Consider the following 25,108-nt stretch of genomic DNA (forward strand, 5'->3'; position numbering starts at 1 on the left):
TTGTGGAGATTTGAAAATATCTATAAAATAAAGGTTTTAAATATGCTAAGGACTAAATAAAGGACACTGACTAATAAAGATTGCACCTGCGTAACACTAAAAATTACTATTTTACAAGGGTTTTAAAAAATATAAAATCAATATAAAAAATAAGTAAAATTATATATAAATATATAAACAAACCACTGAGAACCAAACTATCCCATTTTGCCGAATTTTTACAAAAACACTAGAGACTAAAACTAATTCCAAATCTAAATTCTAATTTAATCAATGGGAGCCATTAGCCCCCATAACTTAATTTTTTATCCCCTTTCCACCTTAACTCAAGTTCCCAACCTGCGATTTGTTCTCCATCTTCAATAACCCATTTATTATAAATAGGCGACCACACGCTATCAGCTCTTTTTATTTTTAGCTCTTCAATATGGTCTGTTAGTCCCCAATATTTAATTTTTTTACCAAGCAAATAATCAATATCACTCTCATATTTTTTAATACAAGCGTGGTGTGCGATTGTTGCTAATTGATTTAAGCACTTTGGCTTATTTGTGCCTAAAATATAAGAAGCTCCACTATTGATTTTAGTAGCTAAGTGTTCGGCGATAAATAAAAAATCATTCTTATTCATAAGCAACCACCCACGCTCTGCCAATGCTTTTTTAAGCTCTTGGCTTGGCTTGTCATAGTCAATCTTGCTTTTATGTTCTAGTTCACACTCTAAAACCTTGAGCTTTAACTCATACTTTTCTTTTTGTTGTGCTAATTGTGATTTATAACCTAAGGCAACTCGCTTATTTCTGCGTTCTAGGTTTGAGATTAGCTTATTACTACTTTCAAGCTCTTTATTTTTTAGCATTTGCTCCATTTTGTTAAACGCATTAATATAATCAATCTTAAAGCGATAAGCTTTTTCTCCAGTAAAACCCATTACAAGCATAACAAACCCATCACGAGTTATATTGTAAGCTTTTAATTTTCTTCCCGTGCTGTCGGTGTATTCACTCGGCTCAAAATTGAGCTGAGTGAAATTATCCTTTGGGAATTCATTAATTTTGCGTATAATGTTTTTGTGGTTTTTATTGAATATTTTAGCCACGCTTAAAGAGGTAGTCGTTACTTGGTCGTTGGCTACCTCAAACTCTACATTCTGCCCGTTTATAACAACTAAATCTGTCATTTTCTTTCTCCTTTACTGCTAATTTTTAATGCTACATATACAAGTAATAAAACTTGTAAAACTTCTAAAAATTCTATCATTTTTAACTCCTTTTGATATAATATGAGTTAGCATAATGTTAAGCTATGTATGGGGCAACCTGCCCCCTTATCGCTTTGCTATGTAAGTGCTTTAAACCATAGTAAAATGATTTGCGAGATTACATAAATCAAGGTTGCGAGTTTGATTAAAAAATCTAGCTTTTTCATTATGCTTACTCCTTTCATAGTTTTGTTTTTTAGTAATCTACTAAAAAAACATCGTAATATTATCATACTTTACTAAAAATGTCAAGGCTTTTTATGTTATTTACTAAAAAATAATATAATTTTTTTAATTATTTACTAAAAAGGACTTTAATGACAAGATTAGAATTTGACAAAAAGATTAAAGAATTAGGACTTAGCAGAAAAGACTTCGCAGAAATTGCAAATGTTAGTTACACGGGCATTTCTACTAATTGGAAAGATGATAAAGAAATCCCATCGTGGGTAGAACCATTTTTGTATTATTATGAAAAGGGCTTAAAACTTGATGAGTTGTTAGCTATTATTGAAAAATATAGGGGGCAATAAGCCCTTAAAATACATAAAATAAATTCTACTAAATAAACGAAATTCCGAATTTAAATTCTATTTCTTTTTTAACTCTTCGGCAAATATTTCATCTGCTATCTCTGTGGTTGCTTCTTCTTCTAACAATTCTTTTATAGTTTTCTTTGATTTTTTCAAATATTCATCTTTGCCTTTTTTTATCCTACCAAAAAAATCAGGAGCTTTTTTAATCGCAATTGGGTCGTAAGGCAACACTCCTTCTCTGTCAATTGTAATTACTTTAACTCCTAACTTTTCATTTATATCAATTTTCTTTACTCCTAGCTTTTTGTCAATATATTCTGTTTTATTACCTTTCAAGTCATCAATACCAATTTTAGCTCTTGCTGTCGCACTAATTTTTATCTTTAGCTCGTTTGGTTTTGCTCTGTATGTTTTCATAACGCTTGATTTGTTTAAAATCTTTTTGTCTATACCTGTTTTCTTTACCATATTGTTTATGGTATCTTTTTTTACTTTTGTAATAGTTCTATTTAGTGCATTTTTTATCTCTTTATTTGCTTGTTTTTCTATGTCTTTTATATTTTTAATCCCTGTAATCATTCGCTATCCTTATTGATTAAATACCCTGTAATTTTTACGCTTTTTGCGTGATACATACTGCTTTTTGGCTCTGCCCCACGAGTAAAAAGCTCAGGGCTGTCTGTTTTACTCGTAATGAATATTTTGCAATCTAAAAAGTCATCAAAACACACAAAATCCACAACCTTTTTAGTTTTTACAATCTCATCAAGTTTATTTAAAATATCTAGCCTATCTTCTACCAAATAAGCATTAAAACTTATTTCTTCAGTATATCCACCCACGCATTGATAAAATGTATTAGCAATACCTTCTACTTTATTTATCTTAGGCGTTAAAGTTCGCTTTATACCATCAATTCCATCTTTAATATAAAGCTCTATATCATCAATCATAATTACCATTTTTGCTCCTACATATCAGCAAAGCTATAGTTTTGTGTTTGCACTATTGCTGCTATTTCTTGTGCTGTTTCTTGCCTATCTATATAAATATTTACTTGTTTATTATCAGTTATGCTTTTTTGCTTGTTTTGATTGTTTATCACTTGTTCTTGTTTAGCTTTATCATATTCTGCGTTTAGTTTTATTAGCTCATTTACTTGTGTATTTTTGATGACTTTTTGCTCATCATCTCCCCACAAACCAAAACCAGTGCTAAAAGCTTTTTTAGTGCTATCCCACGCGTCGCTTATACTATCGCCGATACTTCCTGTGATTTCACTCGCTTTATCAATTAGTCCTACTGTATAATCATAAGCTTTATGTATCCAATCAATAAGCTCTTTTATAATATCTATAACCCAAACCACAGGCGTAGCAATTAATTTAAATGCACTAGCTAATCCTTGCCCGAAACGCTCACCTGCACTTTTCGCACTCTCTAATTGTTCGCTTGAATGCTCTGTTTGTGTAGTAAAAAAGCTAAAAAATGCTTTTATCTTATCCCATACCCAGCTAATAGCTGAGCCTATTACGTTAAAAGTAGGTGTTAAGCTCTCGGTAATCGGAGCAAATGCACTCACAAAGCCATCATAAACACCTACAAAAAAGGATTTTATAATATCCCAATTTTTCCATACAGCCACGCCAACGGCTGCAATAGCTGCAATTATAAGCCCTATGGGATTAGTAAGACATGCAACCCTTAAAACATTAAAAGCTCCTAAAATCACATTAATAGCACCGCTACCAACACTTGCTATTAGCTTTGGAATAGCTAAAAATGAGCTTTTTATAAAGGCTAATGGATTAAAGCTAGTAACTGCTTTAAAAAGTCTGCTCGGCATACTTGCTAGATTTAGCGTTGCACTTTTTGTAATATTTGCGAATGCTTTGCTTTGTGATCTAACTAAATGCTCTGCTCCAACTGCATAAGTAAATAAAGAGTTTCTAACATTTTTTACTAAGCTTGTTGCTGTGAGTTTTTTATTAAATGCTCCAGTAAGCATAGTGGCTAATTTTATTCTTTGATTAAATGCAGTAATCGGCAAAACTATTAATTTAAAGATATTTTTTCCACTCTCAATTGCAAACAATGCACTTTTATAAGCAACTAAGGCACTAACACCACCAACGATTACTTGAGTTAGCGTTTGATGATTAGCTATAAAATCACTCGTAAGCTGAACTCCTTTTGTAAAATAATCTAATAGAGTGCTAACAGTAGGTAAAAGTGCATTACCGATATTTTGCCATAAGTCAGTAATACTATTATTAAAAACTTTAAGCTGATTATTAAAGCCTTGTTGTGCTGCTTCAACTTCGCCATCAAGCTTACTACTAGCATTTATATCGTTCATTTTCTTTTTAGCTTCAGTATAAATATCCATATTTTGAGCTAGTTTCAGCAAAGCTGTGCTCTCTTTAGCACCTACAAGACTTGTTAAAAGTTGCTTTTGCGTATGGCTGTCATACTTATTTATCATTTTCATAAATGCTTGAAGCGTAACATCTGCATTTTGCTTAAGTGCATTAGCAAAGTCTTGTGGGTCTATTCCCATTTGTAAAAGTGCATTATTATCACCTTTTGCAAAGCTTTCATAAAGCTTTTCTATTGCTTTTTCGCTCTCGTTTGCCCCAACTCCTAAGCTGTTTAATGCTCCGCTAAGTGCGGCGGTTTGTTCTAAACTAAATCCGATTTGCTTACCACTTTCACCTAATTTATCAAGCGTATTTAATATCGCTTGTGGATTGGTTTGTAAACTCTCGCCCATAGTGTGAATTGCACCAGCTAGAGTGTTTATCTCATCAGCTTTTAACCCCATTTGGCTAAGCTTTCCCGTGAGCTCTGCTACTTTTGTGCTATCAAGCCCAAAACCAATAGCGATTTTATTTGCTAGTGTTGTCATTTCATTTAGATTACTAGCATTTACGCCGTTTTGGATAAGTGATTGGCTCATTGATATTAGTTCGCTTGTTGCCGTTGGTGTAGTTCTTGCTAGTTCTTTAATAGCGTTTTCATAGGCTTTTGCCTGCTCTTGGCTTAGTGAAAGTGGGTTTTTGATACTATTAATGCCTTCTTCAAAACTTGCAGCAGCACTTACATATTTTCCAAATGTATTTTTAAGAGTATAAAAGCCAGCAAAGGCTTTCGCACCATTTTCTACAATAGAATTAAAGGCTTCTTTAGTATCAACTACTAACTTTTGTTTTAATGCTAACTTTAAGTTATCTCCTAGCTCTTTTATTTTTGCTTGAGCTTTATTAATATCCAAATCAGCACTTTGTGAGATTTTTGTAGCTAGTTCTTCTTGAGCTTTTTTGTATTGCTCGTAACCATCAAGAATTAAATTATTATATTTAGTGCCTAATGTTTCGCTTTCTTTGCTAATACGCTCAAATGCTTTACTCCAAGCGTTGATGCCAACTCCAAATTCTAAGACTTTTTCTTGTGCCACTAACCACCCCTTTTAATGATTTTCACAGCTTCGCTCATATAAAACTTGATTTCGCTAAAAGTCATTTTTTCACAATCTTTTAGCGAAGTGTTGAAGGTCCTACTGATTACGCAATAGGACCTAGCGAGTTTTTTGCAATTTTTTCTAATACACCTTCGGGGACATTTAATGTATTGTAAGCATCTAATAACTCCATCTGCAACGATGAAGGCATTGCGTTATAATCTTCTTCTGTAATAAGTTCATCACTGGCGTAATATAAACCTAAAGCTAATCCCTTATGCTTATCTTTTTTCATTTCAATTTCGACAGCTCTCATTTTCTGAACTGAAAGCTCTTTTAAAGTTATTTTAAACTCACCTCTAACAACTTCTTTGCTCTTATATAAAGTACTAAAATCCATTTCTTCTCCTTAAATATTACTTCTAATTTCTGCGTAAATATCTGTAATGCCGTCTGGCATTAATATCTCATTATCTACATCATATAAAAATGCTGGAGTTAAATTGATAAGCTCTGTATATGCATAGCAACTTAACTCAATCTCTACTTTAATCTCTTCTTCCATTGCGATTTTTGGTGGTGTGATTTTTTTAATCTTGCCATTTGCCACAATTTTATAACTAGTGTTTTTGTCGTTATCACTTATATTATTTTCAAGTACAATCAGTGTTCTTTTTAGACTTGGATTAAACGCTAATTTAAACATAGCATTATCAACTGCATTTACAACTACTTTTAAGCTTTGTGGCTTTAGGGTTGGCAAAACTATTTCTTTTTTGCCTATACTAGCAGCTACTTCTTTTGTTATAAATTCATGCTCTGGCAAATCTGCTTCTACTAAAGCACCTTTACATTTAATGCCATTTAAGGTTAAACTTGCACCTGTTAGTGCTTGTGGTTCTATTCTCATTTATTCTCCTTTAAATAATTTCTACTTTAAATACAACGACTGGTAAGCCATTTTCATCGTTTTGTGGTTTTGGATTTGGAAAAAAACTCATAAACTCATTAAACGCATCACGACTTTGCCAAACGCCTTTTTTATCTCTTCTTCTGCCTGGTAATAAACACCCAGCCGTATCTTCATCGGTATTGCCTGTGTGAATTAAAATAAGTCTTGCTAGTGGCACATTTTCATTCCATAAAATCGGAACAATTTTGCCACTTGGTCTTCTAAACCAAGAAGCATTATAAACACCAGGTAAAATAGGTTTATCAAGCCCACTTTTGATAGTAGGCTCTCCTGGTGGCTCACAACCAAAACACTCAAACAAGCTCTCGTTATTTTCTGCTCTTAAATCCCACACGCTAAGGGTTGCTTGTGGGGTTCTTAAATCTCTATGAACGATTAGCTTTTTCATGATGCAGCCTTTTGTATATTTTCAATAATAACGCCAAGATGCCCTGTAACTCTGTTTACATACGCATAGATTTTCTTAGCCACTGGACGCTCTTGTACGTCAAAATCTATACTTATCTCACATCCTGCTAAACTCGTTTCTGTGTTTTTAGTTAAATCAATACTGATTTTTCCATAGGCAATAACTTTATTTGCAATTAATCTATTGTTAAAATCAGTTATGCCTGTAAAAACAGTGCTAAATAGCTCTAAATCTTCATCATTTACTTTTTTAAGTATTTTTTTAATCTCTCTTGCATATTCATTGATGATAATACCTGTTCTAATATCTGCGAAATCATCTTCAAGTTTTTGAATTTTGCATTCACAACCCCAAATCTTAAAGCCATCATCACTTACTACCATCGTAATATAATTAGCTCTTAGCCTATCAGCTGTGGTGTCTTCACCTTCAAGATATGTAGCGATTGTATTTATTGCTGTAATGCCTTTTAGGTACTTACTTGATAAGCTTTTGCCAAAAGCGTAAGGCTCACTTGCTAATAACTCGCTATATCTAGCTAGTAAAAATGCTTTCAATGGGCGAATACCACCACCAATTCTTGTTATTAATTGATAAGAGATTATCGCTTGTTGCACTGGGTAATTTTCAGTCTTTGTTAAAATCGCACTTTCTGTATTTTCGCTTAGTTGATGAAAGAAAATAAAGCCCATTTTCACTGCGTTTTGATGAAGTTTAAAATAAGTATCATCACTATCTAAATCACATAAAACCCAAAACGCTCTAATTTTTAAGGCATTTTCGCAATCATTTAGCTTATCAATCGCATCTAAGCAATTTTGCGTAGTGTTTAATGTATCATCGTGATATGTGATAATAGCTATTTGTGAGCTAAAATTAGCAGCCTTTAAGTCGTTTAAATATTCCGTATCTTTTAGCTTTAGCTCTGTTAGGTCTTGCTCTAAATTAATTAAATCATCATATAAATAATAATTAATGCCTACATTTTCGCTCGCTAAAATTAGCACCGTTGGTCTTGCGTTATCAATTTTAACTAAAGGAACGCCTTTGTTCTTTTTAATAACTGTTGTTCCAAAACTTCCTACTGACATTTTTTCTCCTTTTTATATAATTGAATATTTTCCAGCACTTGAGCCACTGGTAATATCTGCTTTAGCGTTAGCTTTAATTTCAGCTACTACCCCACTAGCGATTGCATCTATAAACTCTTTATTAAATGCTTTATGATTTGCTCCACCTTTAACTTGTTTATATCCAGCATTACCAAGAGCATTACATATAGCTTCGCTCATAGCTTCTTTAGTCATTTTGCACTCCTTGTATTACTTGAGCCATCACCGTGTGGTGCACCTGTGAAATGACAAATGCTTTGGCAAGTAATAACCCCAGTTCCACCAAGCCCTAAATCAACTGAAGGGCTATCAACCTTAACAGTATTTGCTTTTACATTACAATCTACGCAAGTAATGTTTATAGTTTTTACTACGTTGATTTCTAATGTGCTACTTTGTGTGTTATAGCTTAGCTCTGTGCCATCTTCATAAGTGATTTTGTGTGTAAATTCATCGCCGTTACTTGGATAATCAGCGTTAAAAAAACTTGCAATTGCATACATAAAGCCACCATCTAATTCAATTATGCTTACTTGCTCTCCGACTCTAGCTGGTGTGTAGATTTTCACATAAGAATTAGCCACTTGTTTATAAGGCATAAAATCGCTTATTGTTCCTTGATAATCAACTTTAACCAAGCTTTTTTCGTAGTTTACTTCTACGATTTTTCCTAAATAAGCCTTCATATCGCAAAATGCTCCGTTGAATACTTAAGCTCACATTTAATAGACATTTTAAAAGCTTCTTTATTCGTAAGTTCTATATGTTCTCGTTCAATACTTTTAATGCCTTTTATCATCGCCCCTAACTCTGCACTTTTAAGCATTTGCAAGATATTAAATACAAGTTCATTACATTTAGTATAAGAACTATCAAACACGCTAATATCTAAATCTATTATGTGAAAATACTGCTCAACATTTGCACTTATGCTATCGCTCTTGTCTGTTATGATGCATAGTGGAAACTCATCGCTACTTTTGATACTTAATGCAAATAATGAAGTATTTTTAATCAGCTTTTCTAAAACTGATTTTAAATTCAGCATTATTTCATTGATTTTAATAGCTGGTGCTTGTAGCTCTTCGCTTATAAATTGCTCTGTAATCTTCATAATGTTGCTTTCTTTATTGCTTCTCTTAGATAAAATCTATTATTAACTTCGGCGTATATCTCTTTTTTGATTACATCATATGCACTTTGATTAATTGTGATTTCATCGCCTACGCATACATAATCACTTGAGCTTTTTAAAGCTATTATTGAAGTTTTTACTTCACTTAGCTCATCGTAATTTAAAAGTCTATTTGAAAAATTAGCGTAAAAATTGCCCTTTTCGTGGGCTACTTCTACGCCGTTTTTAAATAGTCTTGACAAATCACGCTCAAGTGTTTTGTGTATTTTCATTACTTGCCTTTTTTATCTGCCTTCTGTTCTTCAGGCTTTGGCTCTTCGTTTGGCTCATCTGCCTTTTGTTCTTCACCTAAATCGCTAGACTCATCTGCTTTTGGCTCAGCTTGTTTTTTGCTTTCTTTTTTAGCTTGTTTGGTTGTTTCATCAAGCTCTTTAATGTAATTTGCCCTTAATAATTGCTTGGCATCTTGTTCGCTAAGCTCTATATTGTCACCTACTGGGTAGGTCTTTTTCTCGTAATAAAAGCTAACTAATACTTCATATTTTTTCATTTTTTATCTCCTTAAATTGCGGTGTTTTGTGCTAGACAAAATGCTTTTTCATTTAACACGCCCATTCCTACATCATAAAACGCCTCTAAGATATAAAGTCCTGCAGGTTGTGGCAACATTGACATTCTTAGATTTCCAAATGTTGCAAGTGCTAGATTGCTAAAATCACCAAACACCATATCTCCTTTTTTGAGCGTTTGACAATGTGAGATTTTATTGCCTGCTAAGGTGTTATCTTTATCTATTAGATAAATACCTGTGTTTGATGATTTTTCTGTAGTTCTTAAGATATTTATATCTGTTTTATTTGCGTAAAACTCTGTATTGCTTGGGTCATAATTAGCACTTATTAAAGCGTTTTCAAAATCAAGAGTTTTAGCAAATGTAGGAGCTTTCATGTAATTATCGTTTCTAGCTATGCCATTTGTAGCAAAAAGCCCTGCGAACTTCCCAACTTCGCCATAACCTTCATATAAAGCCATATTTTCAAACTTAGCTTTAAATGCTCTTACGCTCTCTCTCCAAACAATGCTTTCAAGGTCAAAATCGCTCATATATAGCATTTGATGAGTAAGTTTTACTGTAATTCTAAGTGTTACAGGGCTTATTTTTAATACATCAAAATCTAGATTTTGACTTGCTTGTTCTGTTCCGTAAGCAACTTTTTCAGCTGTTAGCGTTGAGAGATCTTTTGGGATTACGATTTCATTTGTAAGACCTGCAAACATACGACATTTATTTAAAATATCGCTTTCTATTCTCATTTGTTCTACCAATAAATCAGCTCTAAACTCATCGTGCGTTGCACCTTTTAAATTGTCGTTTAAATAGCCATTAAACGGATTTGCAAACTGATGACCGAATGACTTTGGCAATTCTAACATTGTGTTTGTTTTTTGATATTCACTTAGATTAAATCTTAAATCACTACTCTTAATCACTCCAGCTTGTAGCTTTAATGCTTGTGCTAATGAAAAATTACTATCACTCATACAATTTCTTGCTCCTTTTACGCTAAATGTTTTTAAATCTCTTTGTTGGCTTAATAAAAGCTCATCTTTAAACTCTGCAAGACTTTTGCCTTTAGCAATAAATTCGCTCGCTAACTCGCTTTTGCCAAACAAGGCTCCAGCTTTTGCTATTTCTTGTTGCTCTGCTAATCTTGCACTAAGTTTTTTTGATTTAAACTCTTTTTTGTCTTCTTCATCTTCTAGCTCTTTATCTTCATCTTGCTCTAACTCTTCTTGGTCTTTTTCTAGTTCATCATCTTTTTTGATGTCTTCATCATTTAGTTTTTTACTCATTCTTGTCTCCTTTTTAAATTGATTGATTGTTTTTGCGTTTTTATCAGCTCCTAACCACACGGCTGAAAGCTCATAAATCTCAGCGTTTTTTAAAATGATATGCTCTAACTCAACGCCGTTACTTACTTCTGTAATTACTTCATAATCATCAGCTCTAGCACCAACTGAAACGCTATCGCTAAGTCCATTTTTAAACTTTAAATATGCTTGATAGCTTTGCTCTACTTCTTTAAAGAACTGAACTTTACATTTAATGCCATCTTGTTCATGTTTAGTCTGCGTTATCTTGCCGATAGCATTTTCAAAGCTTGGCTCGTGGTCTAGGTAAAGCGTAGTGGCATTAAACTTAGCCGAACTAATATCTATTGATAAAAAGTATTTTTCATCGCTAAAAAAGTCAGTTCGCTCGTGCTTGTTGTCTTTGCTTAAAGCCATAAAACATATTTCAAGTTTTTCATCATCGTGGCTTAGTGCTTTTGCACTTAGCTTGTAATCTTTCACTCTTCTTCTCCTTTCTTATTTTGTGTATTATTTTGTGTAAAATTTTGTGTATTTTTGTCTAAATCTCTTTCCTTAATCAGCTTTATCAATTCTTGTTCTTTTTGCATTTCGCTTAAATGCGTGTCGAGTTCCTTGCCTTTTTCGCGCAAGATTTCGCTATAAGTTTTTGTGCCGTTCTTTAATTGAATATCATTTGCCTGTGCGTCTTTGGTTGGGTCAATGCTTTCGTATCCTTGCCCTTTGAAGCTAAAATTAGCTTTTATTAGCTCGTAGTCTTTTAAGCTTATTTGTTCGTTTAAATACTCAATCTCTAGCCATTTTGTAAAAATTACTGAGTGTATTTTTCTAGCTAACTTTTTTTGTAGTCTTTTGTAATTTCTTATATTTATTAATGCACCTTGGCGAATGCTCGAGAAATTAACTTGGCTCATATCACCTGTATATGTAGCGTAGTCCACTTTTAAAGCTTTTGCTGTTTCTTGATTTGCACTTAATAAGAATTGTTGGAGTGATACTGGGTTATATTCTTTTATCATTTCAACGTCTACGTTCGATGGGATAAACTGCATTTTTCCACTATCAACTTCTTTAATTAATTGTATCTCTTCATCATCGCCTAGCGTGTCGGCTAATGGATTATCTTTTTCTTTTAAAAAGCCTGTGAGCTTACTTTGCAATTGTGCTCTATCCAGCTCTGCTTCTTTTAAGTCAGCACATTGTGTAACATTCAAAATCACTGATACAAATTCACTTATCCCACGATGTGAAAAAGTAGCTTTATCATTTTTCACATAGATAATATTGTTTGAGTTGATTTCAATTGTTTTGCGAGTTATTGGATCTGTGTAGATAAATGATTTTATCTCTTCGCAATTTTCATCTTTGTATTTTATGCTATAAAATAAATCTTTATAATTTGTATTAGCTGCTAAAAAGTTCGCACTATCAAGTAACTTAATATGAAGCTTATTTTTTATAATCTCGCAATATATAAAGACTTCGCCATCGCGAATTAGGTTGCGTAAGATTTGTTCTTCTATATCTTCAAAATCAATATCAAGCTCGTATTTAAACCACTTGTTCTGAATAGCTTTATTTAGCTTTGTATTTGGCGTGGCTACATCTAATACTAGACCTTCATCACCTAAAATTTGAGCTACCATTGTGTTGAGATAACCTTGAATTAAAGGAAAATCATTTTCTAAATTTCTTGCTTGTATCCTAACTCGCTCAAAATAATTATCAGTTGAACGTGGAATATTAAGTCTTGCGAATGTATTCTGCTTAATAGGGTTATTGTAGATTGATTTGCTTAGGTTTGCTTTTGCTTTGCGTTGCTTAGAAAAAAAATTAAATAACTTCATGCAAAAATAAACCTCATCTCTTTAACTTTTAAAGAGTTCGCATAAGTGCTTTTTAATCTTTCAAGCTCAAGCACTAGCTCTGCACTTGATTTTTTGCTAATTACAACGCCATCAATTGTATATGAAGTGATAGGGTCTGCAAGACTTTCGCTTTGCAAAACTTCATCAATGGCAATGTCAATTAATCTAATTCTTTCTCTTATACGCTCTTTATTCATAGCGTGAGTTTAAAAAATAAAAGGTTGTTATTTGTATTACAAATAAGAATTTATTTAATTTGTAGATAAGGCAATGTTTTTATGTGTTTTTATAATTTAAATGAATGAAGTTGATTTTTAATTTTTTTCACAAATCGGAAACCTGCGGACGCGAACCCTCAACTCTTGAAAAATCACAGGAAGAACCTAAACAATATCTAGCTCACAGTTGCTATCTAACTCTTTATATTTTTCTAATAATTCAAGTTTTAAATCATTTAGCAATACTTCACAAGCTTCTTGCAAGCTTGAATGTTTATGCACTTCTTTATCAAGCTCATAAACTTTTTTCGTAAGTGCTTTATAAGCATCGCTTAATACATTCTCGACTATTGAAGCTTTTATGTATTCTTTTTGTTTTATCTCATAATCAAGTCTTTTTAAATCTGTTTCAGCTTTTGCCTTTTCTGTATCAGCGATTATTTTTGCTATTTTGGGGTCATCACTATCAAGTATCATTTTATCTTGAATGTGGCGAAAATATTCACTAGCAAGCTCTATATCATAGTCCCCGCACGGACTTATAGGTTTAAATTCTCGTGAATTAATAAAATCATATATAGCTCGTGGTGAAACATTGAAAATCTTAGCTACTTCTCTTACTTTCACTCAAATGCCTTTAAGTATTGCTGTAATGCTTGTCTTATTATGACACTTTGTTTTATATTTCTTTCTTCGCTATATTTAATTAATTTGTATAGTGTTCTATTATCAATACGACAATTTAAGCTATGCATAAATGCTGACTTTTTATTCCTTATCTTCTTCATTGCTTAATATTCCTTTTCTTTTTGCTTAAAAATGTTTTTATAGCTGCTATGTTTAGTACACTTAAATCTAATGCTTCATTTCTATCTCTATCTTTTGTAAATCTTAAATTCTCATCTCCATATTTATTTTTTACAACTTTTAAGCTCTCGGCTGTTAGTTGCTTGAAATACTCATCGCTATAAGTTTTTGCAAACACTACACGCTTATTTTCTATCATCGCAAACACTTCGCTTTTGCCTGTAAAAGTTCCGATTTCAATTAATCCTACACCACTTTTAACCGCCTTTACTTTGTTTACCAAAAGCTTTTTATTATTGCTTGTTTCATTCGCTCCTTTAGTGGCAAAATAGCTCTTATGCCTAGCTACGAAGTTATAAACTTCTTCTGTTAGATAGCCACTATCTACAAAACATAGGCTACATTTTAAATACTCGCCAACTTCGCTCATAAAAACACCATTTTGCACTAATTCATGTAACTTGTCCCATACCATTAACTCTCTTGGATTACCTTTGATAATCTTATGCGTAATGTTATAAACTCGCAAATCTTTTAAGTCTTTGTTCGCTCCTGCGAAATTAACTTCAAGCCTATCTTTTTGCACATCCACGCCAGCCACGATAAACGCCACATCACTTGAAAAGCTAAGATTGTCATAATCTCTTTTAAGCTTGATTAAATCACTTTCATTCATCTTGCTTTCTACTTTTGGTGTGTAGGTCCTAGCTAGTGTGGTATTTATAAATACTTGCAAACCTGCTTCGCTTTTACACTTATCTTTATAGTCTTTTATAATGCTTTTTAAACTCACATACTCACTATAAAGTGATGAGAGATGAAACCCTGCCACATCGCTTTCACACTCTTTTATCCACTCACCTTTTTTAATTATTGCAAGGCGTTCTCTTTCGCTTATTTCATATTTACAACTAATGCAAACTAGGCATTCTTTATCTAAATCCACATTCTCCCATTCCAAAACTTGCTTAAACTCACATTTAGGACAAGGCACATAAAAGCGTCTTTTATCACTCTTATCGTATTCGTTTTGTATCTTGCTAGTGCCATGTAAAGTAGGCGTGCTAACTAGCAAAATCTTTGCGTTTGGAAAAGTAATTGTTCTTTTCTCTGCTAGTGCAACGCTATCACCTTCTGCTGTATTAGAGCATCTATCTACTTCATCAACTATTAAAAAGCCAATGGGTTTAGATGCTAATTTGCTAACACTATTTGAACCTACGAAGTTTAAAGAACCGCCCTTAAAATTCTTAATTAATATCGTATCACTTGCATTCTCTCCCATAATCTTCGCCACTTCTTTACAATCTCGTTTAAGTGGTGCGAACCTACGCTTACTAAAGTCTTCTGCCATTCCTTCGTCTGGCAACATATAAAGTATCGGCGTTGGATCATGTGCTATTAGATACGCTAAAGTATTTAAGCACATCTCGGTTTTACCAAGCTGTGAAGCTAAGTTTAATACTACTCGTTTATGCTCTTTATCGCTAATTGTAGTTAGTATCTCACGCTGATAACTAGCTGCTTTAAATCTTCCTGGACGAGCACTTCCTTCCGCACTTAAGAAACGATATTTCTCACTCCACGCTAACAAATCCAAGTGTGGCTTAGTAAAAATACTATTCGCAAGTAATGAATAAAGATGCTTCGTATTCTCTAAGTCGTAATTTACGCTTGTAATCATTTATTAGCTCCGCATATTTGTAGTATATAAACTCATTTTCAAAAAACACGATTTTATAACCTTGCCTTATTTCTTCATTGCTTAAGAAATCTTTAAAATCTTTCTTGCTTTGCTCTCTAGCAGTTCTTAGCAATATGCTCTCAATCTCATTAAGATTTGTATATTCACAAGTTGAGTGTAAAACGCTAAAGCTTTCTTTAATAAAGTTTGTTAATTCACTATCTTCATTGAACGCCTTGATTTTTTGCTCTAATAATTGTCTTCTTAGCGAATACGCTTCTCTTAGCTTAACTCTTGTGTAATCACTCTTAAACTCTTCAAATACTAGTAGCTTTAGGCTCGGTATTTTATAAGCAAAATCAGGCGTATAAATACGCTCTACTCTTGTGTTTTTTAATGGTGGCTTTCTTGCGTGATTTTTGCTATTGCGTTCTAAAGAATATTTAGTCTCTAAAGTGTCAATAATCTTAATCGGTGCTTGATGAACTAAGTCTTTAATCGCTCCTACGCTTTGCCAACTATCCAAGATTTCAAGGCGTTTTAATTCAGGTTTTGAGCTACTCATACTATGACCTTAACTAGAATATTTTTTAAGTTTTCTTTGCTCTTGCATTCTGCTAAATATTCTTGTTTAGATTTATCATCTCTTAAGAATAATTGTAGTTCTTCGGTATTTTTTAATATATGCTTGTTTCCTTTTTTATCATAAAATAAACAAATAGCATTAAAACATTTGTTTTCAATATGTCTAATTACTTTTTTATTACTAGACTTCGCTATTTGAATATATTCATCTTTAAGATTTTTAATATTCCAATAGTTGCTAAAATAATCAGCATCAGAATATGCAAAATGTTTTAATCCCTTACGCCTAATTAACTCAGCTAGTGTGTCATCTTCAAACGCAACGCATTGGCAATTAAAGTTAAAAAAACTAGCTACATTTTTAAGAGTATTCAAAGCAGTGTTAAAACTTTCTTCATAATGTAAATCTAATATCTCTGCAATACTAGGTAAAGTTCTACAAGTTACAATAGCTTTATCTACAACACAAGCTAACTCATCATTATCTAAATCCTTTAGCTTATCATAATATAAATCAAATCTTTTAAAATCATCATTAAATGCATTGAATAAGTTTTGTAGTATTTTTATTTTCATAATTATCCTTTCTTAGTTGATTTTTCATTTGTTCATAGTAATTTGTGCCTTCTTCTTTGTCTTTAATTCTTGCTAGTGCTAGTGCTAAATTTTGTTTTTGCTGTGCTTCTAGTCCTGTAAGCTCATTATTCTCTACTTGTCTTTGCAAGTTTGGATGTAGTGCATAATTGTGATTTAAACTATTTTGAGCGTTGCTCTTAAAATAATGGCTCTCGCAAGTTATCCACCCTTTTGCTAAGCATTTATTTATTGCAATAAGTGGGTTTGGGATTTGTTTTAACTCGTTTATTAAATCGCTTATGTAAGCTTCAGTTATCTTGTGCTTTTTGTTACGATTGTTTAAAAACTCATCTAGTTTAGAAATAAACTCATCGCTAGTATTATTTAGCTCGGTTGCTATTCTTTGTGCCTTTGATTTTATTTGAGATTTATTTTCATTTTGTCCTTTAGTTTTTGTTTGAGAAGTTTCATCACAAACAACACTAGCCCCTTTGTAAGGGGTTTGGGGTTTTATAAATTCATCTTTTACTCTACTCTTACTCTTATATATATAGGTAGGGTTTGTGTCATTTTGGCAGTCGTTGTGTGCCATTTTGTCAGTTGGCTTGTGACATTTTGTCACTTGCTTTATGCCAAAAAGTCCCTTTAAATTATTTTCAAAATTAGGTTCTAATTGATAAACGACATTGCTTTCATTATGATATAATTTATCATCATTAGCCTTTTTTATTATTAGATTTTTATTTAATAAAACTTCAACATTTCTATAAAATGTCCTTGAAGAAATCTGCAAGGCTTTTATACATTTGTCTAAATTAAATTTAGTTTTGCTTTTTAGCAAAAAATACAATAATTGCTTTTGGGTCTTATTGACTTTTACTAATTCATCAATTTTACTATCAGCTACGCAAAAAGTCATCTTCTCTCCTTTCTAAATTGATAATATTTGGTATCACTAAAAAGTGTGCTTATCTCTGTTAGCTCATTTGCTTTTAGCTCTTCTATGAAGCTATCAAGGTTGTATCTTAAATCCTTATCAAGCTTTAGAATTGTTTTCTTTAGCTCATCTAAAGAAAACTCGCCTTGCAATTTCGCACGCAAATTAGCCATAAACATAGTTCGCTTTTTTTGAGCTTTCAAAAGTTCGTTTGTGTTAAATGTGCCTAGTGTCATTTTTTTTGCACCTTATTTTAAAATATCTTATTTTATACTAAAAAATATATTAATAATAAATATTTTTAGTAAATGATTGTATTATAATGTTTTTTTAATATACTTAAAAGGATATTTTAAGAATAAGATATTAATATTCTTGTAATCGTATTAAGAATTTAAATTAGAAAAAAAAGGAGAAAACATGGGAAACAGATGTTATGTTGCTAAAATTGATGTAGAAAAGAAAGAAATTGAGCTTTTTTATAATCACTGGAATGGTGGATTTTCTAGTATTGTGCCAACGCTTGAAATTGCTAAACATTTACAACTTGATTTTAAAGATTTTGCAAAACTAAATGAAAAGGCTTACAATGAAGGCACAGTCCTTAATGAAGTTATAAAAATAGATGAGAATTTTAGCGTGGCAAAATTCATAGACAAATATGATTGTTATGATAATGGAATTTATTTTATAGATAAGGATTTAAATTTAAGAGCTAGATATTATGATAATTTAGTTTATTGTCATGAAAACTTAGAATATGAGTTTAGCGAAACAGCTGATTATACGATAGAAAAAGCTGATTTGAAAATCAAATCTAGCGATATTAAGCATGATAAATACATATTCACTGATCTTAAATACATTGATAAGCATATCTCATTACACGAGTTTTTAGAGCTATTCAAACCTAGCGATGATAAAAATATCAATACTCTTAATGTGCTAAATAAAAGCATAGAATACTTAGATATTGGCTTACATAATGAAGATTTTGAAGCGATAAAAGTTGTTGAGAAAATATTAAGCGATTTGGCTGATGATTTAGGAGTTAAAAATGAGTAAAGAACTAATCAATATCATAAGCAAAGATGATTTAAAAACGCTAGTAAATCAAGTGTATGAGCAAAGGAAAATTTATCGTGATAAATATTATGTAGAAATGTGTTTTCCATTGCTACAAAGTGGAGAATGCAGTTACTTATTTGAAAACGCTGTAGATTTAAGAAAAATTAAGAATTTTAATATTTATGCTGCAGAGCCTGATGATTGTGTTGACAATCTTTCATTATTTATAAAGTTAAACATTGCATATTGCAATAAAGAAATTGATATAGAAGTATATTGTTATGACCTTATTTATGATGTTTCTTACGACAAGCTAAGGATACGACGCACACCTAAAAGCACGGTAGAAGAAACCACAAACGCAATTATCGAGCTAATAGAAGAGATTAATAATAAACAGTCTTTATTTGAGCTAGTTTGGAGCGAGTGATGAGAATAGTTTTTACTTTTATTAGGCATGAACTCGCAATGTTTATATTATTACTCTTTTTAGCATTATTGTGTGTTGTGTTATTTAGTTGCTTTTTTTATGGATTTGTTTATTTAGGCACAGGTTTGTGGGATAACATGGGTATTCTAGCAGTTGCTTTTATAAACTTGGGTGTTTTCGTTTTTTGCTTTGATTTTGCACATGAATATTATAAAAAAATCATATTTGTATCTAAAGAACTTAAGACGGACATAGAAAGCATTGCTATTTTATCTTCTGATACTTTGCAAGGGCTTTATGATGAGTGTGTGGAGCGTAAAATAAAATCATTATCTCAAGAAAAGGAGAATGAGCTATGAACCTACAAAAAATAAAAGAATTTTTAAAAATTACCAAATTATATTTTCAAAATAGGCTTAAGCCATTAAGGATGGTTCAAAAATATTACGACATTAGCATTGATGAATATCTAGCATTAAGCCCTAGACAAAGAATTAAATTAATAGAAGAAGTTGCATACGAAGAAAGACAACGCAAGATAAAAGAGCGTGAAAGACGGAATAAAGAACTAGATAAACAAAGCGAAAAGTTATTTAATGAAATAAAGCAAAGGAAAAGAGATGAAAATATTTAATCTATTTAAAAAGAAAAATAAAGGTGTGACAGTTTGTGGCAAGAGTATTATTATAAATAATATTGATATTAATAAAGTCTTTAGCGAATGTATCGCTAGACTTGATGAAGCTATAAAAGAGAAAAGCTTTGATGATGTAAAAGCTATAAGAGATGGATTAGAACAAATACAAAAAGAAATAGAACAAGATAACGATTTTGTATTTGATAGTAATAACTGCATTTATGTTAATAGTAGCAACATTAATAGTAATAATATAAATAGCTACATAGGAAATAACATAAATTCAACAGCATTTTTTAGTAGCGTCGTTACAAATATAGGCGATGGGAAAAAGAAAGCCAAAATAAAGCAAAGAAGCTTTTTTAATCGTGGAAATATGGCAGGTGGAAATATAGTTATTTCGCAAAATAATATAAATGGCGATAATTTTTTTGATGGTAAGTAGGTAAAAATGCAAACTATTTGGAATGTAATATCTATATTTATTTTAATATTGTTATTAGGAGCAAGTTGGGAAAATACAAAACAAAGACAACTATTAAATCAAGCACTAGAACAATCAGAATTCTCACGACAAATAGCAGAAAATGCAATAAAAGAAATAAGGGAAACGCAAAAAATCAATGATGAATTATTATATTATATAAATAAAAATATAGAAAGAAAATAAATGAAAAATGCAATGTTTTACGCTAGACAAGTGATTAAATATTGCCATGAAAATAATCATGACATAACTAATTTGCAATTACAAAAGATTTTGTATTTTCTACAAGCACAAAACCTAAGACTTTATAATGAGCCGTTATTTGAAGATGATTTTGAAGCTTTTAAGTATGGGGCAATTATATATGAAGTATATAACAATTATAGTCGTTATGGTGCTCATGCGATAGCAGATGATATTACAGATAGACTAGAATTGTCATATAAGCAAAAATCACTGATTGAAAATTGTATGAACTTAGCTGCATTTAAATTAGTAGATATAAACACTCAAGTTGGTGGGGCTTGGTATAAAACTTTTCGCAACGGTGTTGGTATAGGAAATATTATTGATAAAAAATTAATAAGCCTAGAAGCAACAACAGCTTAGCCAAATATAAACTACCGAGAATTATTCGGTAGTTGCTAATGTTTTTTATTTGTTTTATAAATCCACACGCAAGTGGCAATAAAAACTAAAACCATAATCACATCTAAAACCATTTTTAATCCTTTCTTGATAAAATTATCAAGGAGCTTAAAACTAAAGTATTTTAGTACCCTGTAGGGGAGTGGCTTTAAAGCCACCCTAGTAGTTTTGCTATCCAGTAAAGCATTTGCAAAACCAAAACTAAAATCTGCAGAACTTTAGTCATTTTTGCTCCTTTTGTTTTATTTTGTAAAAGTTCATAAATCTTTAACTTTTACACCAATATTATACATAATTTTATAAGTTTTGTCAAGACTAAAATACATATTTTTATAACTTTTTTAAGCTTTTTATTAATTATTTATGTATTTTGATATAATTAACATAAAAAAAGGATTAAAATGGATATAATTGCATTTGAAAAAAAATTAAATGAATTAGGACTTAGTAAAAAAGATTTTGCTAATCTTGTAGGTGCTACTTATAATGGGGTTGTGAATTGGAACAGCAAAGGGGAAACGCCTAAGTGGGTGGAAAGTTGGCTTGATAATTATAAGTATAAGAAATTTTATGAGTTAATGAAAACAGAGTTCGAGAAATTCAATGAGTAATGATGATTGAATTAAGTCCAGAATGGCAAATGATAATTAATGAAATTAACAAGCACTACAAAAAATATGCTAAAGCTATTAAAAAAGTGTTCAGGGGGATAAGAAACGACCTAAATGCTTTTATAAATCGTTTAAAAGCACCATATAAATATAGATATTTTACTATTAATGAATGTAAGAAAATAAAGCCAAAAAAACATAAATACCAAGCAAAATTACTAAAAATTAGTAATTATTAGCTCGGCTCTATCGCTTTGATATTTTGCTCTAAAACATTGCTTAACGCTTGTAAAATGTATATTAAAATCTTTATAAAGTGCCAAAATTTCATCGCAGTTGTTATAGCTTAATACAAATTTTGCTTTTGTATGCTTTAATAATGTTTGTAGTTTTTCATGGCTAAAACCTGCAATATTATCATAAAGCTTTCTGTTGCTTACATAAGGTGGATCTAAATAAAACAATGTATCTTTATCGTTATAATACTCAATAAGTTCTAGGGCATCTTTATTTTCTATACAAACATTTCTTAATCGTCTTGAATATACAGTAAAATCTCTTACAATATTAGCTGGGCTTCTATGCTTACCGCAAGCAAAAGTTACTCCGCCACCACTTTTATTTATTTTAGAACCAAAAGAGCATTTAATCATATAAAATGTAAATGCAGCTCTTTCAATATCATTTCTTGCAGTTGCCTTTTTATCTCTTATAAGTTCGTGTAATTTTCTACTAATTAACAATCTTTCAAGTTCATTTTTTAAGCTCTGTGGTCGTGTTTTAATGATGAAATGTAAGTTAACTAAATCATCATTTACATCATTTATTACTTCTATTTTACTCGGATTTTTAGCATAAAATACACTTAAAGCACCACAAAACGGCTCTACATATATTTTGTGCTTTGCTTTATCTATAAACGGAACTATTGTATCAGCTAGTTTATATTTTCCACCGACCCACGCAAACGGAGCTTTTAACTTAAGTATTTTTTGCATTTAAGCCACCTTATTTAAGATGGCTTGAGCGGTCTTATCAACGCCTTTGATTTCTTCTTTTACTTCTTTACACATTTCTTTATTCCATTCGGTTAACGCCTTAAATGTTTCAGCGTTAGTTTTTACACCTTGAGCTACTTCTTCTAATGCTTTTGCGTTGCGTTCTAATGAAGCTTTTATCGTTTCATCTACTTTTTTTGAATGCCGATTATGCTGCCATGCTTGATACAATATAAAAGCGACTAAAAGTCCATTGGGCGTAATTCCATCAAGTGTAATTATTTTGATTAGTATATCTACCATACCTGCGTCCATTCATTCTCCTTGTTTTACAAAATCTCTCACGGCTTTTAACTTAGCTTTGCAATCACGATAAGCACTCACGCTATCTATCACAAATAAAGCAAAATCGCCGTTTGTTTTCATATCTCTATTTATATTTAAATTCTCGCATTCTAAAAAGTCTGTTGGCACTTGCTCTCTCACATACACTATTTTTTCACTGCAAGCTGTTAAAAATATCAAGAAAATAATCATCAAGCTTATCTTTACTTTTCTCATTTTCACTTACCTTTTTTGTTAAAGATAAACGGATTTTTTGTTTATCTTGTAGTTTTTTATTTAGCTCATCTCTTGCTAAATTTGCTCTTTTTAGCTCATCATCTTTTGCTAAAATCACGGCATTTAGCTCAAATGCTTTAGTTTTTGCTTTATCTAAACTCGCTTTTAAATCACTTATGTATAAATACATTAGCAAGATGATAACTCCTAAAATCGCATTTATTTTCATTAGCAAAACTCCACGCTAGTAATAAACCCACTAGCATTTATTGAATGCGTTATTTTTTCTATTTGAGTGTTTAAAGTCTTATTTTCAAGCACTATATCAAGCAATGCACCTGCATTCATAGCACGACCCAAAACTTTTAAAGAGCCTTTAAAGCTCGCATTCTTTTGAGTTTGTAGCTTAGAGTTTGCTAGTGTTAATGCTTCTTGTTTATTTTTTACAAAACTATTAATTCTTTTTACTGGTTCAGAGCTACCTGCTCTTACAACAATATCTTTATTCTCTTTTGCATCAAAATAAGTAACTTCTACACTACCTGCCGACACCCCAGCGATGAACTCATAATCAAGCTCTATTAATTCACCTTCTTGCAATTCATATTTAAGTCTTTTATTCTCTTTATTTGCATCGTGCAAAATCAATGTATCATTTTTGATACTCATATTTACACCTAGCTTATCACATTCACTACTTAAAAATGCTAAATCGCTTTGGTTATTTTGCTGATAGTTTTTAAGCTCGTTTTTGCTAACCTGTGCTTTAAACTTTAGTCCATTTTCTTTTGCGATACTACGTGCAACTTTTAAAAACTCGCTTTCTTTAAATGTCCTATTTTTTATTTGTTTTGCACGGCTTAGATTTGCACTCACACATTCTAGCTCATAAGTTTGCTTATACTTGATTTTGATTTTGTTTATATAAAAAGCACCTAGCAAAACACCATCGCAAAAAACTTTTATAGTATCATTTAGGCGTGGCTCAGGCGTGTTGTAGCTTAGCGTGATATTGCAAGTATCAGCCTGACCTTTTGCATAATCATTAATAGTAATATTTATAAAAGGCATTTGAGCCGTTTTATCAATATCATTATAAAATAATGTTATCTTTGGCTTATAAACTAGCTCCATAAAGTCTCCGTTTTTTTAGTTTCAACTTTAGGCTCTATTAGTTCTATTTGTTCGCCACCACGAAAATAAAGCGTGTTTAAATGCTTATGATTAGCTCTTAAAAACTCTTGATAAAAGCTAGATGAATAATCATCTCTTTTATAATGTTTGGCATAAATCACGCTTAATTTTTCGCCTTGCTTTGCAATATAAATCATCTAAAAACCTTGTATTTTAAAAAATGATAAAATCTGCACGAGTTGTAAAATAAAGCCGATTTGAAATTACTAACATCTAGCTCTTTTAACGCAATAAAAAATATATTGTCAGCTAAAATAAAGTCTTCATAATTTTTGTCATTCTTATATGCTTTATCGCATAAAAAATCATGCACCACCACAGCACTTAGATACTCTGGACTATTTGGTGGATAGATAGACCAAAGCAAACGAGGTATATTTGCCCCGTTGGTTTGATAACCTTTATTAATTTCAACTTTAGCAAATCCACATTCGTAACAATATGGCTCTGCTAATTCGTATTTATCTTTATCAAAAGGTTTTATTACTACTCTTTGCATTAGTTAAACTCCAAATTAATTGCATATAAACTTTCTTTATTTTCAGCATTTCTAATTTGTTCTTTGTAAGTCCAGTATTTAGCTGTGATTATTTGTAATCTTTGTGCTATTAATAAAGATAGATTTTTTAAATCATCTAAGACAAAAACATTAAGTGAGTTATCACTACTTTTCCAAGCAAAATCAGGTGGCACTGCACCAACACTAGAAAAAATAACTAAACTTTGGGTTAAAAGTTCTTTTGCTTTAGCGTCTGCTTGATAAAACTTATCTTTATATAAAATATCAGCATTCTCAACTGATGATTTTAAACTTTCTAACTCGTTTAATTTAAGCTCTTTCAACTCATCTATGCTTAGCTCTCTTTCTTTATAAATTAAACGCAATTCATTTGTTACATAATTAGCATTTATATTTAAAGCTTGTGAGTGTTCTTTTTCGCTTATTGTAAAATTTGGTTCAGGTATAAAATCACTTATCTCATCATCATAATAAGCTTTAATTTCTCTTGTATTTTCATCATAATTTACATAAATCATTTT

The 25,108-nt window shown here is 31.4% G+C and carries 41 protein-coding genes; 10 read left to right on the forward strand and 31 right to left on the reverse strand.

Features of this window, described 5'->3' with window-relative positions; translation table 11 throughout:
• Positions 1-283: 283 nt before the first annotated feature.
• A complete protein-coding gene (locus AVBRAN9331_RS08040) occupies positions 284-1,180 on the reverse strand; it encodes a Rha family transcriptional regulator (RefSeq protein WP_336608564.1) in 897 nt (298 codons plus the stop codon).
• 398 nt (positions 1,181-1,578) lie between these two features.
• Here AVBRAN9331_RS08040 and AVBRAN9331_RS08045 point away from each other — a divergent pair, with 398 nt between their 5' ends.
• Positions 1,579-1,794 (forward strand): hypothetical protein, encoded by a 216-nt coding sequence (locus AVBRAN9331_RS08045; RefSeq protein ID WP_336608940.1) that lies wholly within the window; start codon positions 1,579-1,581, stop codon positions 1,792-1,794.
• Positions 1,795-1,851: 57 nt separating this feature from the next.
• Here AVBRAN9331_RS08045 and AVBRAN9331_RS08050 read toward each other — a convergent pair whose 3' ends face one another.
• The 22 genes from AVBRAN9331_RS08050 to AVBRAN9331_RS08155 form a co-directional block, all read right to left on the reverse strand.
• On the reverse strand, positions 1,852-2,376 hold the full coding sequence (locus AVBRAN9331_RS08050) for a hypothetical protein (RefSeq protein ID WP_336608906.1): 525 nt from the start codon (positions 2,374-2,376) through the stop codon (positions 1,852-1,854).
• Positions 2,373-2,759, reverse strand: coding sequence for a hypothetical protein (locus tag AVBRAN9331_RS08055; RefSeq protein ID WP_336608907.1), 387 nt, complete (start codon positions 2,757-2,759; stop codon positions 2,373-2,375). The genes AVBRAN9331_RS08050 and AVBRAN9331_RS08055 overlap by 4 nt, the downstream gene beginning before the upstream one ends.
• Before the next feature lie 8 nt (positions 2,760-2,767).
• Entirely contained in the window at positions 2,768-5,254 is a 2,487-nt protein-coding gene (locus AVBRAN9331_RS08060; protein WP_336608908.1) for a phage tail tape measure protein, read from the reverse strand.
• A 106-nt stretch (positions 5,255-5,360) separates the two neighbouring features.
• Positions 5,361-5,657 (reverse strand): hypothetical protein, encoded by a 297-nt coding sequence (locus AVBRAN9331_RS08065; RefSeq protein WP_336608909.1) that lies wholly within the window; start codon positions 5,655-5,657, stop codon positions 5,361-5,363.
• A gap of 9 nt (positions 5,658-5,666) precedes the next feature.
• Positions 5,667-6,167 carry a phage major tail tube protein gene (locus AVBRAN9331_RS08070; protein WP_214117590.1) on the reverse strand — a complete coding sequence of 167 codons (501 nt, stop codon included), beginning with the start codon at positions 6,165-6,167 and terminating at the stop codon, positions 5,667-5,669.
• 10 nt (positions 6,168-6,177) lie between these two features.
• Entirely contained in the window at positions 6,178-6,618 is a 441-nt protein-coding gene (locus tag AVBRAN9331_RS08075; protein WP_336608910.1) for a DUF5675 family protein, read from the reverse strand.
• Positions 6,615-7,730: a hypothetical protein gene (locus AVBRAN9331_RS08080; protein WP_336612768.1), complete on the reverse strand. Its 1,116-nt coding sequence runs from the start codon at positions 7,728-7,730 to the stop codon at positions 6,615-6,617. The genes AVBRAN9331_RS08075 and AVBRAN9331_RS08080 overlap by 4 nt, the downstream gene beginning before the upstream one ends.
• Positions 7,731-7,742: 12 nt before the next feature.
• Positions 7,743-7,946 (reverse strand): hypothetical protein, encoded by a 204-nt coding sequence (locus AVBRAN9331_RS08085; RefSeq protein ID WP_214117593.1) that lies wholly within the window; start codon positions 7,944-7,946, stop codon positions 7,743-7,745.
• A complete protein-coding gene (locus AVBRAN9331_RS08090; RefSeq protein ID WP_336608912.1) occupies positions 7,943-8,437 on the reverse strand; it encodes a hypothetical protein in 495 nt (164 codons plus the stop codon). Before AVBRAN9331_RS08090 ends, AVBRAN9331_RS08085 begins: the two co-directional genes overlap by 4 nt.
• Complete coding sequence (locus tag AVBRAN9331_RS08095) at positions 8,434-8,865, reverse strand: hypothetical protein (protein WP_336608913.1); 432 nt, start codon at positions 8,863-8,865, stop codon at positions 8,434-8,436. Before AVBRAN9331_RS08095 ends, AVBRAN9331_RS08090 begins: the two co-directional genes overlap by 4 nt.
• The gene (locus AVBRAN9331_RS08100) at positions 8,862-9,158 is read right to left on the reverse strand and encodes a hypothetical protein (RefSeq protein WP_336612769.1); all 297 of its coding nucleotides are present in this window, start codon (positions 9,156-9,158) and stop codon (positions 8,862-8,864) included. Before AVBRAN9331_RS08100 ends, AVBRAN9331_RS08095 begins: the two co-directional genes overlap by 4 nt.
• Positions 9,158-9,436, reverse strand: a complete 279-nt coding sequence (locus AVBRAN9331_RS08105; RefSeq protein WP_336612770.1) for a DUF7210 family protein — start codon at positions 9,434-9,436, stop codon at positions 9,158-9,160. Before AVBRAN9331_RS08105 ends, AVBRAN9331_RS08100 begins: the two co-directional genes overlap by 1 nt.
• A gap of 11 nt (positions 9,437-9,447) precedes the next feature.
• Positions 9,448-11,241 carry a phage major capsid protein gene (locus AVBRAN9331_RS08110; RefSeq protein WP_336612771.1) on the reverse strand — a complete coding sequence of 598 codons (1,794 nt, stop codon included), beginning with the start codon at positions 11,239-11,241 and terminating at the stop codon, positions 9,448-9,450.
• Positions 11,238-12,605: a phage portal protein gene (locus AVBRAN9331_RS08115; protein WP_336612772.1), complete on the reverse strand. Its 1,368-nt coding sequence runs from the start codon at positions 12,603-12,605 to the stop codon at positions 11,238-11,240. The genes AVBRAN9331_RS08110 and AVBRAN9331_RS08115 overlap by 4 nt, the downstream gene beginning before the upstream one ends.
• Positions 12,602-12,823, reverse strand: coding sequence for a hypothetical protein (locus AVBRAN9331_RS08120; protein ID WP_336608918.1), 222 nt, complete (start codon positions 12,821-12,823; stop codon positions 12,602-12,604). The genes AVBRAN9331_RS08115 and AVBRAN9331_RS08120 overlap by 4 nt, the downstream gene beginning before the upstream one ends.
• Positions 12,824-13,009: 186 nt before the next feature.
• The gene (locus tag AVBRAN9331_RS08125; RefSeq protein ID WP_336612773.1) at positions 13,010-13,471 is read right to left on the reverse strand and encodes a hypothetical protein; all 462 of its coding nucleotides are present in this window, start codon (positions 13,469-13,471) and stop codon (positions 13,010-13,012) included.
• A complete protein-coding gene (locus tag AVBRAN9331_RS08130) occupies positions 13,468-13,632 on the reverse strand; it encodes a ribbon-helix-helix domain-containing protein (RefSeq protein ID WP_214117602.1) in 165 nt (54 codons plus the stop codon). Before AVBRAN9331_RS08130 ends, AVBRAN9331_RS08125 begins: the two co-directional genes overlap by 4 nt.
• Positions 13,629-15,335 (reverse strand): terminase gpA endonuclease subunit, encoded by a 1,707-nt coding sequence (locus AVBRAN9331_RS08135; RefSeq protein ID WP_336612774.1) that lies wholly within the window; start codon positions 15,333-15,335, stop codon positions 13,629-13,631. Before AVBRAN9331_RS08135 ends, AVBRAN9331_RS08130 begins: the two co-directional genes overlap by 4 nt.
• Positions 15,271-15,900, reverse strand: a complete 630-nt coding sequence (locus AVBRAN9331_RS08140; protein ID WP_336612775.1) for a hypothetical protein — start codon at positions 15,898-15,900, stop codon at positions 15,271-15,273. Before AVBRAN9331_RS08140 ends, AVBRAN9331_RS08135 begins: the two co-directional genes overlap by 65 nt.
• Entirely contained in the window at positions 15,897-16,496 is a 600-nt protein-coding gene (locus tag AVBRAN9331_RS08145; protein ID WP_336609826.1) for a hypothetical protein, read from the reverse strand. Before AVBRAN9331_RS08145 ends, AVBRAN9331_RS08140 begins: the two co-directional genes overlap by 4 nt.
• Positions 16,456-17,415, reverse strand: a complete 960-nt coding sequence (locus AVBRAN9331_RS08150; RefSeq protein ID WP_336612776.1) for a hypothetical protein — start codon at positions 17,413-17,415, stop codon at positions 16,456-16,458. Before AVBRAN9331_RS08150 ends, AVBRAN9331_RS08145 begins: the two co-directional genes overlap by 41 nt.
• The gene (locus AVBRAN9331_RS08155) at positions 17,412-17,669 is read right to left on the reverse strand and encodes a hypothetical protein (protein WP_214117607.1); all 258 of its coding nucleotides are present in this window, start codon (positions 17,667-17,669) and stop codon (positions 17,412-17,414) included. Before AVBRAN9331_RS08155 ends, AVBRAN9331_RS08150 begins: the two co-directional genes overlap by 4 nt.
• Before the next feature lie 184 nt (positions 17,670-17,853).
• Here AVBRAN9331_RS08155 and AVBRAN9331_RS08160 point away from each other — a divergent pair, with 184 nt between their 5' ends.
• From AVBRAN9331_RS08160 to AVBRAN9331_RS08200, 9 genes are all read left to right on the forward strand, one after another.
• Positions 17,854-18,498, forward strand: coding sequence for a hypothetical protein (locus tag AVBRAN9331_RS08160; protein WP_336612777.1), 645 nt, complete (start codon positions 17,854-17,856; stop codon positions 18,496-18,498).
• Entirely contained in the window at positions 18,491-18,931 is a 441-nt protein-coding gene (locus AVBRAN9331_RS08165) for a hypothetical protein (protein WP_214117609.1), read from the forward strand. Before AVBRAN9331_RS08160 ends, AVBRAN9331_RS08165 begins: the two co-directional genes overlap by 8 nt.
• Complete coding sequence (locus tag AVBRAN9331_RS08170; protein ID WP_336608924.1) at positions 18,931-19,290, forward strand: hypothetical protein; 360 nt, start codon at positions 18,931-18,933, stop codon at positions 19,288-19,290. The genes AVBRAN9331_RS08165 and AVBRAN9331_RS08170 overlap by 1 nt, the downstream gene beginning before the upstream one ends.
• Positions 19,287-19,565: a hypothetical protein gene (locus AVBRAN9331_RS08175; protein ID WP_336608925.1), complete on the forward strand. Its 279-nt coding sequence runs from the start codon at positions 19,287-19,289 to the stop codon at positions 19,563-19,565. Before AVBRAN9331_RS08170 ends, AVBRAN9331_RS08175 begins: the two co-directional genes overlap by 4 nt.
• On the forward strand, positions 19,552-20,013 hold the full coding sequence (locus AVBRAN9331_RS08180; protein ID WP_336608926.1) for a hypothetical protein: 462 nt from the start codon (positions 19,552-19,554) through the stop codon (positions 20,011-20,013). Before AVBRAN9331_RS08175 ends, AVBRAN9331_RS08180 begins: the two co-directional genes overlap by 14 nt.
• A 6-nt stretch (positions 20,014-20,019) precedes the next feature.
• Positions 20,020-20,238: a hypothetical protein gene (locus tag AVBRAN9331_RS08185; RefSeq protein WP_336608927.1), complete on the forward strand. Its 219-nt coding sequence runs from the start codon at positions 20,020-20,022 to the stop codon at positions 20,236-20,238.
• Positions 20,239-20,664 (forward strand): Panacea domain-containing protein, encoded by a 426-nt coding sequence (locus AVBRAN9331_RS08190; protein ID WP_336608928.1) that lies wholly within the window; start codon positions 20,239-20,241, stop codon positions 20,662-20,664. It begins immediately after the preceding gene.
• Positions 20,665-21,104: 440 nt separating this feature from the next.
• Positions 21,105-21,314: a hypothetical protein gene (locus AVBRAN9331_RS08195; protein WP_336608929.1), complete on the forward strand. Its 210-nt coding sequence runs from the start codon at positions 21,105-21,107 to the stop codon at positions 21,312-21,314.
• Between the two features lie 2 nt (positions 21,315-21,316).
• On the forward strand, positions 21,317-21,553 hold the full coding sequence (locus tag AVBRAN9331_RS08200) for a hypothetical protein (RefSeq protein ID WP_336608930.1): 237 nt from the start codon (positions 21,317-21,319) through the stop codon (positions 21,551-21,553).
• Here AVBRAN9331_RS08200 and AVBRAN9331_RS08205 read toward each other — a convergent pair.
• The 8 genes from AVBRAN9331_RS08205 to AVBRAN9331_RS08240 are packed head-to-tail and all read right to left on the reverse strand — an operon-like array spanning position 21,533 to position 25,105.
• Positions 21,533-22,312 (reverse strand): DNA adenine methylase, encoded by a 780-nt coding sequence (locus AVBRAN9331_RS08205; RefSeq protein WP_336612778.1) that lies wholly within the window; start codon positions 22,310-22,312, stop codon positions 21,533-21,535. The genes AVBRAN9331_RS08200 and AVBRAN9331_RS08205 overlap by 21 nt on opposite strands.
• Positions 22,313-22,627 carry a hypothetical protein gene (locus tag AVBRAN9331_RS08210; protein ID WP_336608932.1) on the reverse strand — a complete coding sequence of 105 codons (315 nt, stop codon included), beginning with the start codon at positions 22,625-22,627 and terminating at the stop codon, positions 22,313-22,315.
• The gene (locus AVBRAN9331_RS08215; protein WP_336612779.1) at positions 22,628-22,873 is read right to left on the reverse strand and encodes a hypothetical protein; all 246 of its coding nucleotides are present in this window, start codon (positions 22,871-22,873) and stop codon (positions 22,628-22,630) included. It abuts the gene before it with no gap.
• Complete coding sequence (locus AVBRAN9331_RS08220; RefSeq protein WP_214117614.1) at positions 22,812-23,102, reverse strand: hypothetical protein; 291 nt, start codon at positions 23,100-23,102, stop codon at positions 22,812-22,814. Before AVBRAN9331_RS08220 ends, AVBRAN9331_RS08215 begins: the two co-directional genes overlap by 62 nt.
• A complete protein-coding gene (locus AVBRAN9331_RS08225; protein WP_336612780.1) occupies positions 23,102-24,007 on the reverse strand; it encodes a phage late control D family protein in 906 nt (301 codons plus the stop codon). Before AVBRAN9331_RS08225 ends, AVBRAN9331_RS08220 begins: the two co-directional genes overlap by 1 nt.
• Entirely contained in the window at positions 23,998-24,204 is a 207-nt protein-coding gene (locus tag AVBRAN9331_RS08230; RefSeq protein WP_336609854.1) for a hypothetical protein, read from the reverse strand. The genes AVBRAN9331_RS08225 and AVBRAN9331_RS08230 overlap by 10 nt, the downstream gene beginning before the upstream one ends.
• Positions 24,201-24,566, reverse strand: a complete 366-nt coding sequence (locus AVBRAN9331_RS08235) for a DUF1353 domain-containing protein (protein ID WP_336612781.1) — start codon at positions 24,564-24,566, stop codon at positions 24,201-24,203. Before AVBRAN9331_RS08235 ends, AVBRAN9331_RS08230 begins: the two co-directional genes overlap by 4 nt.
• Positions 24,566-25,105 (reverse strand): DUF4376 domain-containing protein, encoded by a 540-nt coding sequence (locus tag AVBRAN9331_RS08240; RefSeq protein WP_336612782.1) that lies wholly within the window; start codon positions 25,103-25,105, stop codon positions 24,566-24,568. Before AVBRAN9331_RS08240 ends, AVBRAN9331_RS08235 begins: the two co-directional genes overlap by 1 nt.
• Positions 25,106-25,108 lie beyond the last annotated feature (3 nt).

Origin of the sequence: Campylobacter sp. RM9331 (genome assembly GCF_020137685.1) — a bacterium.
In the GTDB taxonomy this organism is placed as follows: Bacteria; Campylobacterota; Campylobacteria; order Campylobacterales; family Campylobacteraceae; genus Campylobacter_E.

Bases quoted from the DNA above. Each gene is read 5' to 3' on its own strand.
- AVBRAN9331_RS08070 (WP_214117590.1), bottom strand. From the start codon at position 6,167: ATGAGAATAGAACCACAAGCACTAACAGGTGCAAGTTTAACCTTAAAT.
- AVBRAN9331_RS08170 (WP_336608924.1), top strand. From the start codon at position 18,931: ATGAGAATAGTTTTTACTTTTATTAGGCATGAACTCGCAATGTTTATA.
- AVBRAN9331_RS08105 (WP_336612770.1), bottom strand. From the start codon at position 9,436: ATGAAAAAATATGAAGTATTAGTTAGCTTTTATTACGAGAAAAAGACC.
- AVBRAN9331_RS08200 (WP_336608930.1), top strand. From the start codon at position 21,317: ATGATTGAATTAAGTCCAGAATGGCAAATGATAATTAATGAAATTAAC.
- AVBRAN9331_RS08195 (WP_336608929.1), top strand. From the start codon at position 21,105: ATGGATATAATTGCATTTGAAAAAAAATTAAATGAATTAGGACTTAGT.
- AVBRAN9331_RS08190 (WP_336608928.1), top strand. From the start codon at position 20,239: ATGAAAAATGCAATGTTTTACGCTAGACAAGTGATTAAATATTGCCAT.
- AVBRAN9331_RS08155 (WP_214117607.1), bottom strand. From the start codon at position 17,669: ATGACACTAGGCACATTTAACACAAACGAACTTTTGAAAGCTCAAAAA.
- AVBRAN9331_RS08225 (WP_336612780.1), bottom strand. From the start codon at position 24,007: ATGGAGCTAGTTTATAAGCCAAAGATAACATTATTTTATAATGATATT.
- AVBRAN9331_RS08055 (WP_336608907.1), bottom strand. From the start codon at position 2,759: ATGGTAATTATGATTGATGATATAGAGCTTTATATTAAAGATGGAATT.
- AVBRAN9331_RS08095 (WP_336608913.1), bottom strand. From the start codon at position 8,865: ATGAAGATTACAGAGCAATTTATAAGCGAAGAGCTACAAGCACCAGCT.
- AVBRAN9331_RS08160 (WP_336612777.1), top strand. From the start codon at position 17,854: ATGGGAAACAGATGTTATGTTGCTAAAATTGATGTAGAAAAGAAAGAA.
- AVBRAN9331_RS08230 (WP_336609854.1), bottom strand. From the start codon at position 24,204: ATGATTTATATTGCAAAGCAAGGCGAAAAATTAAGCGTGATTTATGCC.
- AVBRAN9331_RS08120 (WP_336608918.1), bottom strand. From the start codon at position 12,823: ATGAATAAAGAGCGTATAAGAGAAAGAATTAGATTAATTGACATTGCC.
- AVBRAN9331_RS08145 (WP_336609826.1), bottom strand. From the start codon at position 16,496: ATGAAAATAAAAATACTACAAAACTTATTCAATGCATTTAATGATGAT.
- AVBRAN9331_RS08115 (WP_336612772.1), bottom strand. From the start codon at position 12,605: ATGAAGTTATTTAATTTTTTTTCTAAGCAACGCAAAGCAAAAGCAAAC.
- AVBRAN9331_RS08085 (WP_214117593.1), bottom strand. From the start codon at position 7,946: ATGACTAAAGAAGCTATGAGCGAAGCTATATGTAATGCTCTTGGTAAT.
- AVBRAN9331_RS08150 (WP_336612776.1), bottom strand. From the start codon at position 17,415: ATGACTTTTTGCGTAGCTGATAGTAAAATTGATGAATTAGTAAAAGTC.
- AVBRAN9331_RS08065 (WP_336608909.1), bottom strand. From the start codon at position 5,657: ATGGATTTTAGTACTTTATATAAGAGCAAAGAAGTTGTTAGAGGTGAG.
- AVBRAN9331_RS08235 (WP_336612781.1), bottom strand. From the start codon at position 24,566: ATGCAAAGAGTAGTAATAAAACCTTTTGATAAAGATAAATACGAATTA.
- AVBRAN9331_RS08080 (WP_336612768.1), bottom strand. From the start codon at position 7,730: ATGTCAGTAGGAAGTTTTGGAACAACAGTTATTAAAAAGAACAAAGGC.
- AVBRAN9331_RS08050 (WP_336608906.1), bottom strand. From the start codon at position 2,376: ATGATTACAGGGATTAAAAATATAAAAGACATAGAAAAACAAGCAAAT.
- AVBRAN9331_RS08130 (WP_214117602.1), bottom strand. From the start codon at position 13,632: ATGAAGAAGATAAGGAATAAAAAGTCAGCATTTATGCATAGCTTAAAT.
- AVBRAN9331_RS08220 (WP_214117614.1), bottom strand. From the start codon at position 23,102: ATGAAAATAAATGCGATTTTAGGAGTTATCATCTTGCTAATGTATTTA.
- AVBRAN9331_RS08135 (WP_336612774.1), bottom strand. From the start codon at position 15,335: ATGATTACAAGCGTAAATTACGACTTAGAGAATACGAAGCATCTTTAT.
- AVBRAN9331_RS08045 (WP_336608940.1), top strand. From the start codon at position 1,579: ATGACAAGATTAGAATTTGACAAAAAGATTAAAGAATTAGGACTTAGC.
- AVBRAN9331_RS08215 (WP_336612779.1), bottom strand. From the start codon at position 22,873: ATGAGAAAAGTAAAGATAAGCTTGATGATTATTTTCTTGATATTTTTA.
- AVBRAN9331_RS08040 (WP_336608564.1), bottom strand. From the start codon at position 1,180: ATGACAGATTTAGTTGTTATAAACGGGCAGAATGTAGAGTTTGAGGTA.
- AVBRAN9331_RS08090 (WP_336608912.1), bottom strand. From the start codon at position 8,437: ATGAAGGCTTATTTAGGAAAAATCGTAGAAGTAAACTACGAAAAAAGC.
- AVBRAN9331_RS08185 (WP_336608927.1), top strand. From the start codon at position 20,020: ATGCAAACTATTTGGAATGTAATATCTATATTTATTTTAATATTGTTA.
- AVBRAN9331_RS08210 (WP_336608932.1), bottom strand. From the start codon at position 22,627: ATGGACGCAGGTATGGTAGATATACTAATCAAAATAATTACACTTGAT.
- AVBRAN9331_RS08240 (WP_336612782.1), bottom strand. From the start codon at position 25,105: ATGATTTATGTAAATTATGATGAAAATACAAGAGAAATTAAAGCTTAT.
- AVBRAN9331_RS08165 (WP_214117609.1), top strand. From the start codon at position 18,491: ATGAGTAAAGAACTAATCAATATCATAAGCAAAGATGATTTAAAAACG.
- AVBRAN9331_RS08205 (WP_336612778.1), bottom strand. From the start codon at position 22,312: ATGCAAAAAATACTTAAGTTAAAAGCTCCGTTTGCGTGGGTCGGTGGA.
- AVBRAN9331_RS08175 (WP_336608925.1), top strand. From the start codon at position 19,287: ATGAACCTACAAAAAATAAAAGAATTTTTAAAAATTACCAAATTATAT.
- AVBRAN9331_RS08180 (WP_336608926.1), top strand. From the start codon at position 19,552: ATGAAAATATTTAATCTATTTAAAAAGAAAAATAAAGGTGTGACAGTT.
- AVBRAN9331_RS08100 (WP_336612769.1), bottom strand. From the start codon at position 9,158: ATGAAAATACACAAAACACTTGAGCGTGATTTGTCAAGACTATTTAAA.
- AVBRAN9331_RS08140 (WP_336612775.1), bottom strand. From the start codon at position 15,900: ATGAGTAGCTCAAAACCTGAATTAAAACGCCTTGAAATCTTGGATAGT.
- AVBRAN9331_RS08075 (WP_336608910.1), bottom strand. From the start codon at position 6,618: ATGAAAAAGCTAATCGTTCATAGAGATTTAAGAACCCCACAAGCAACC.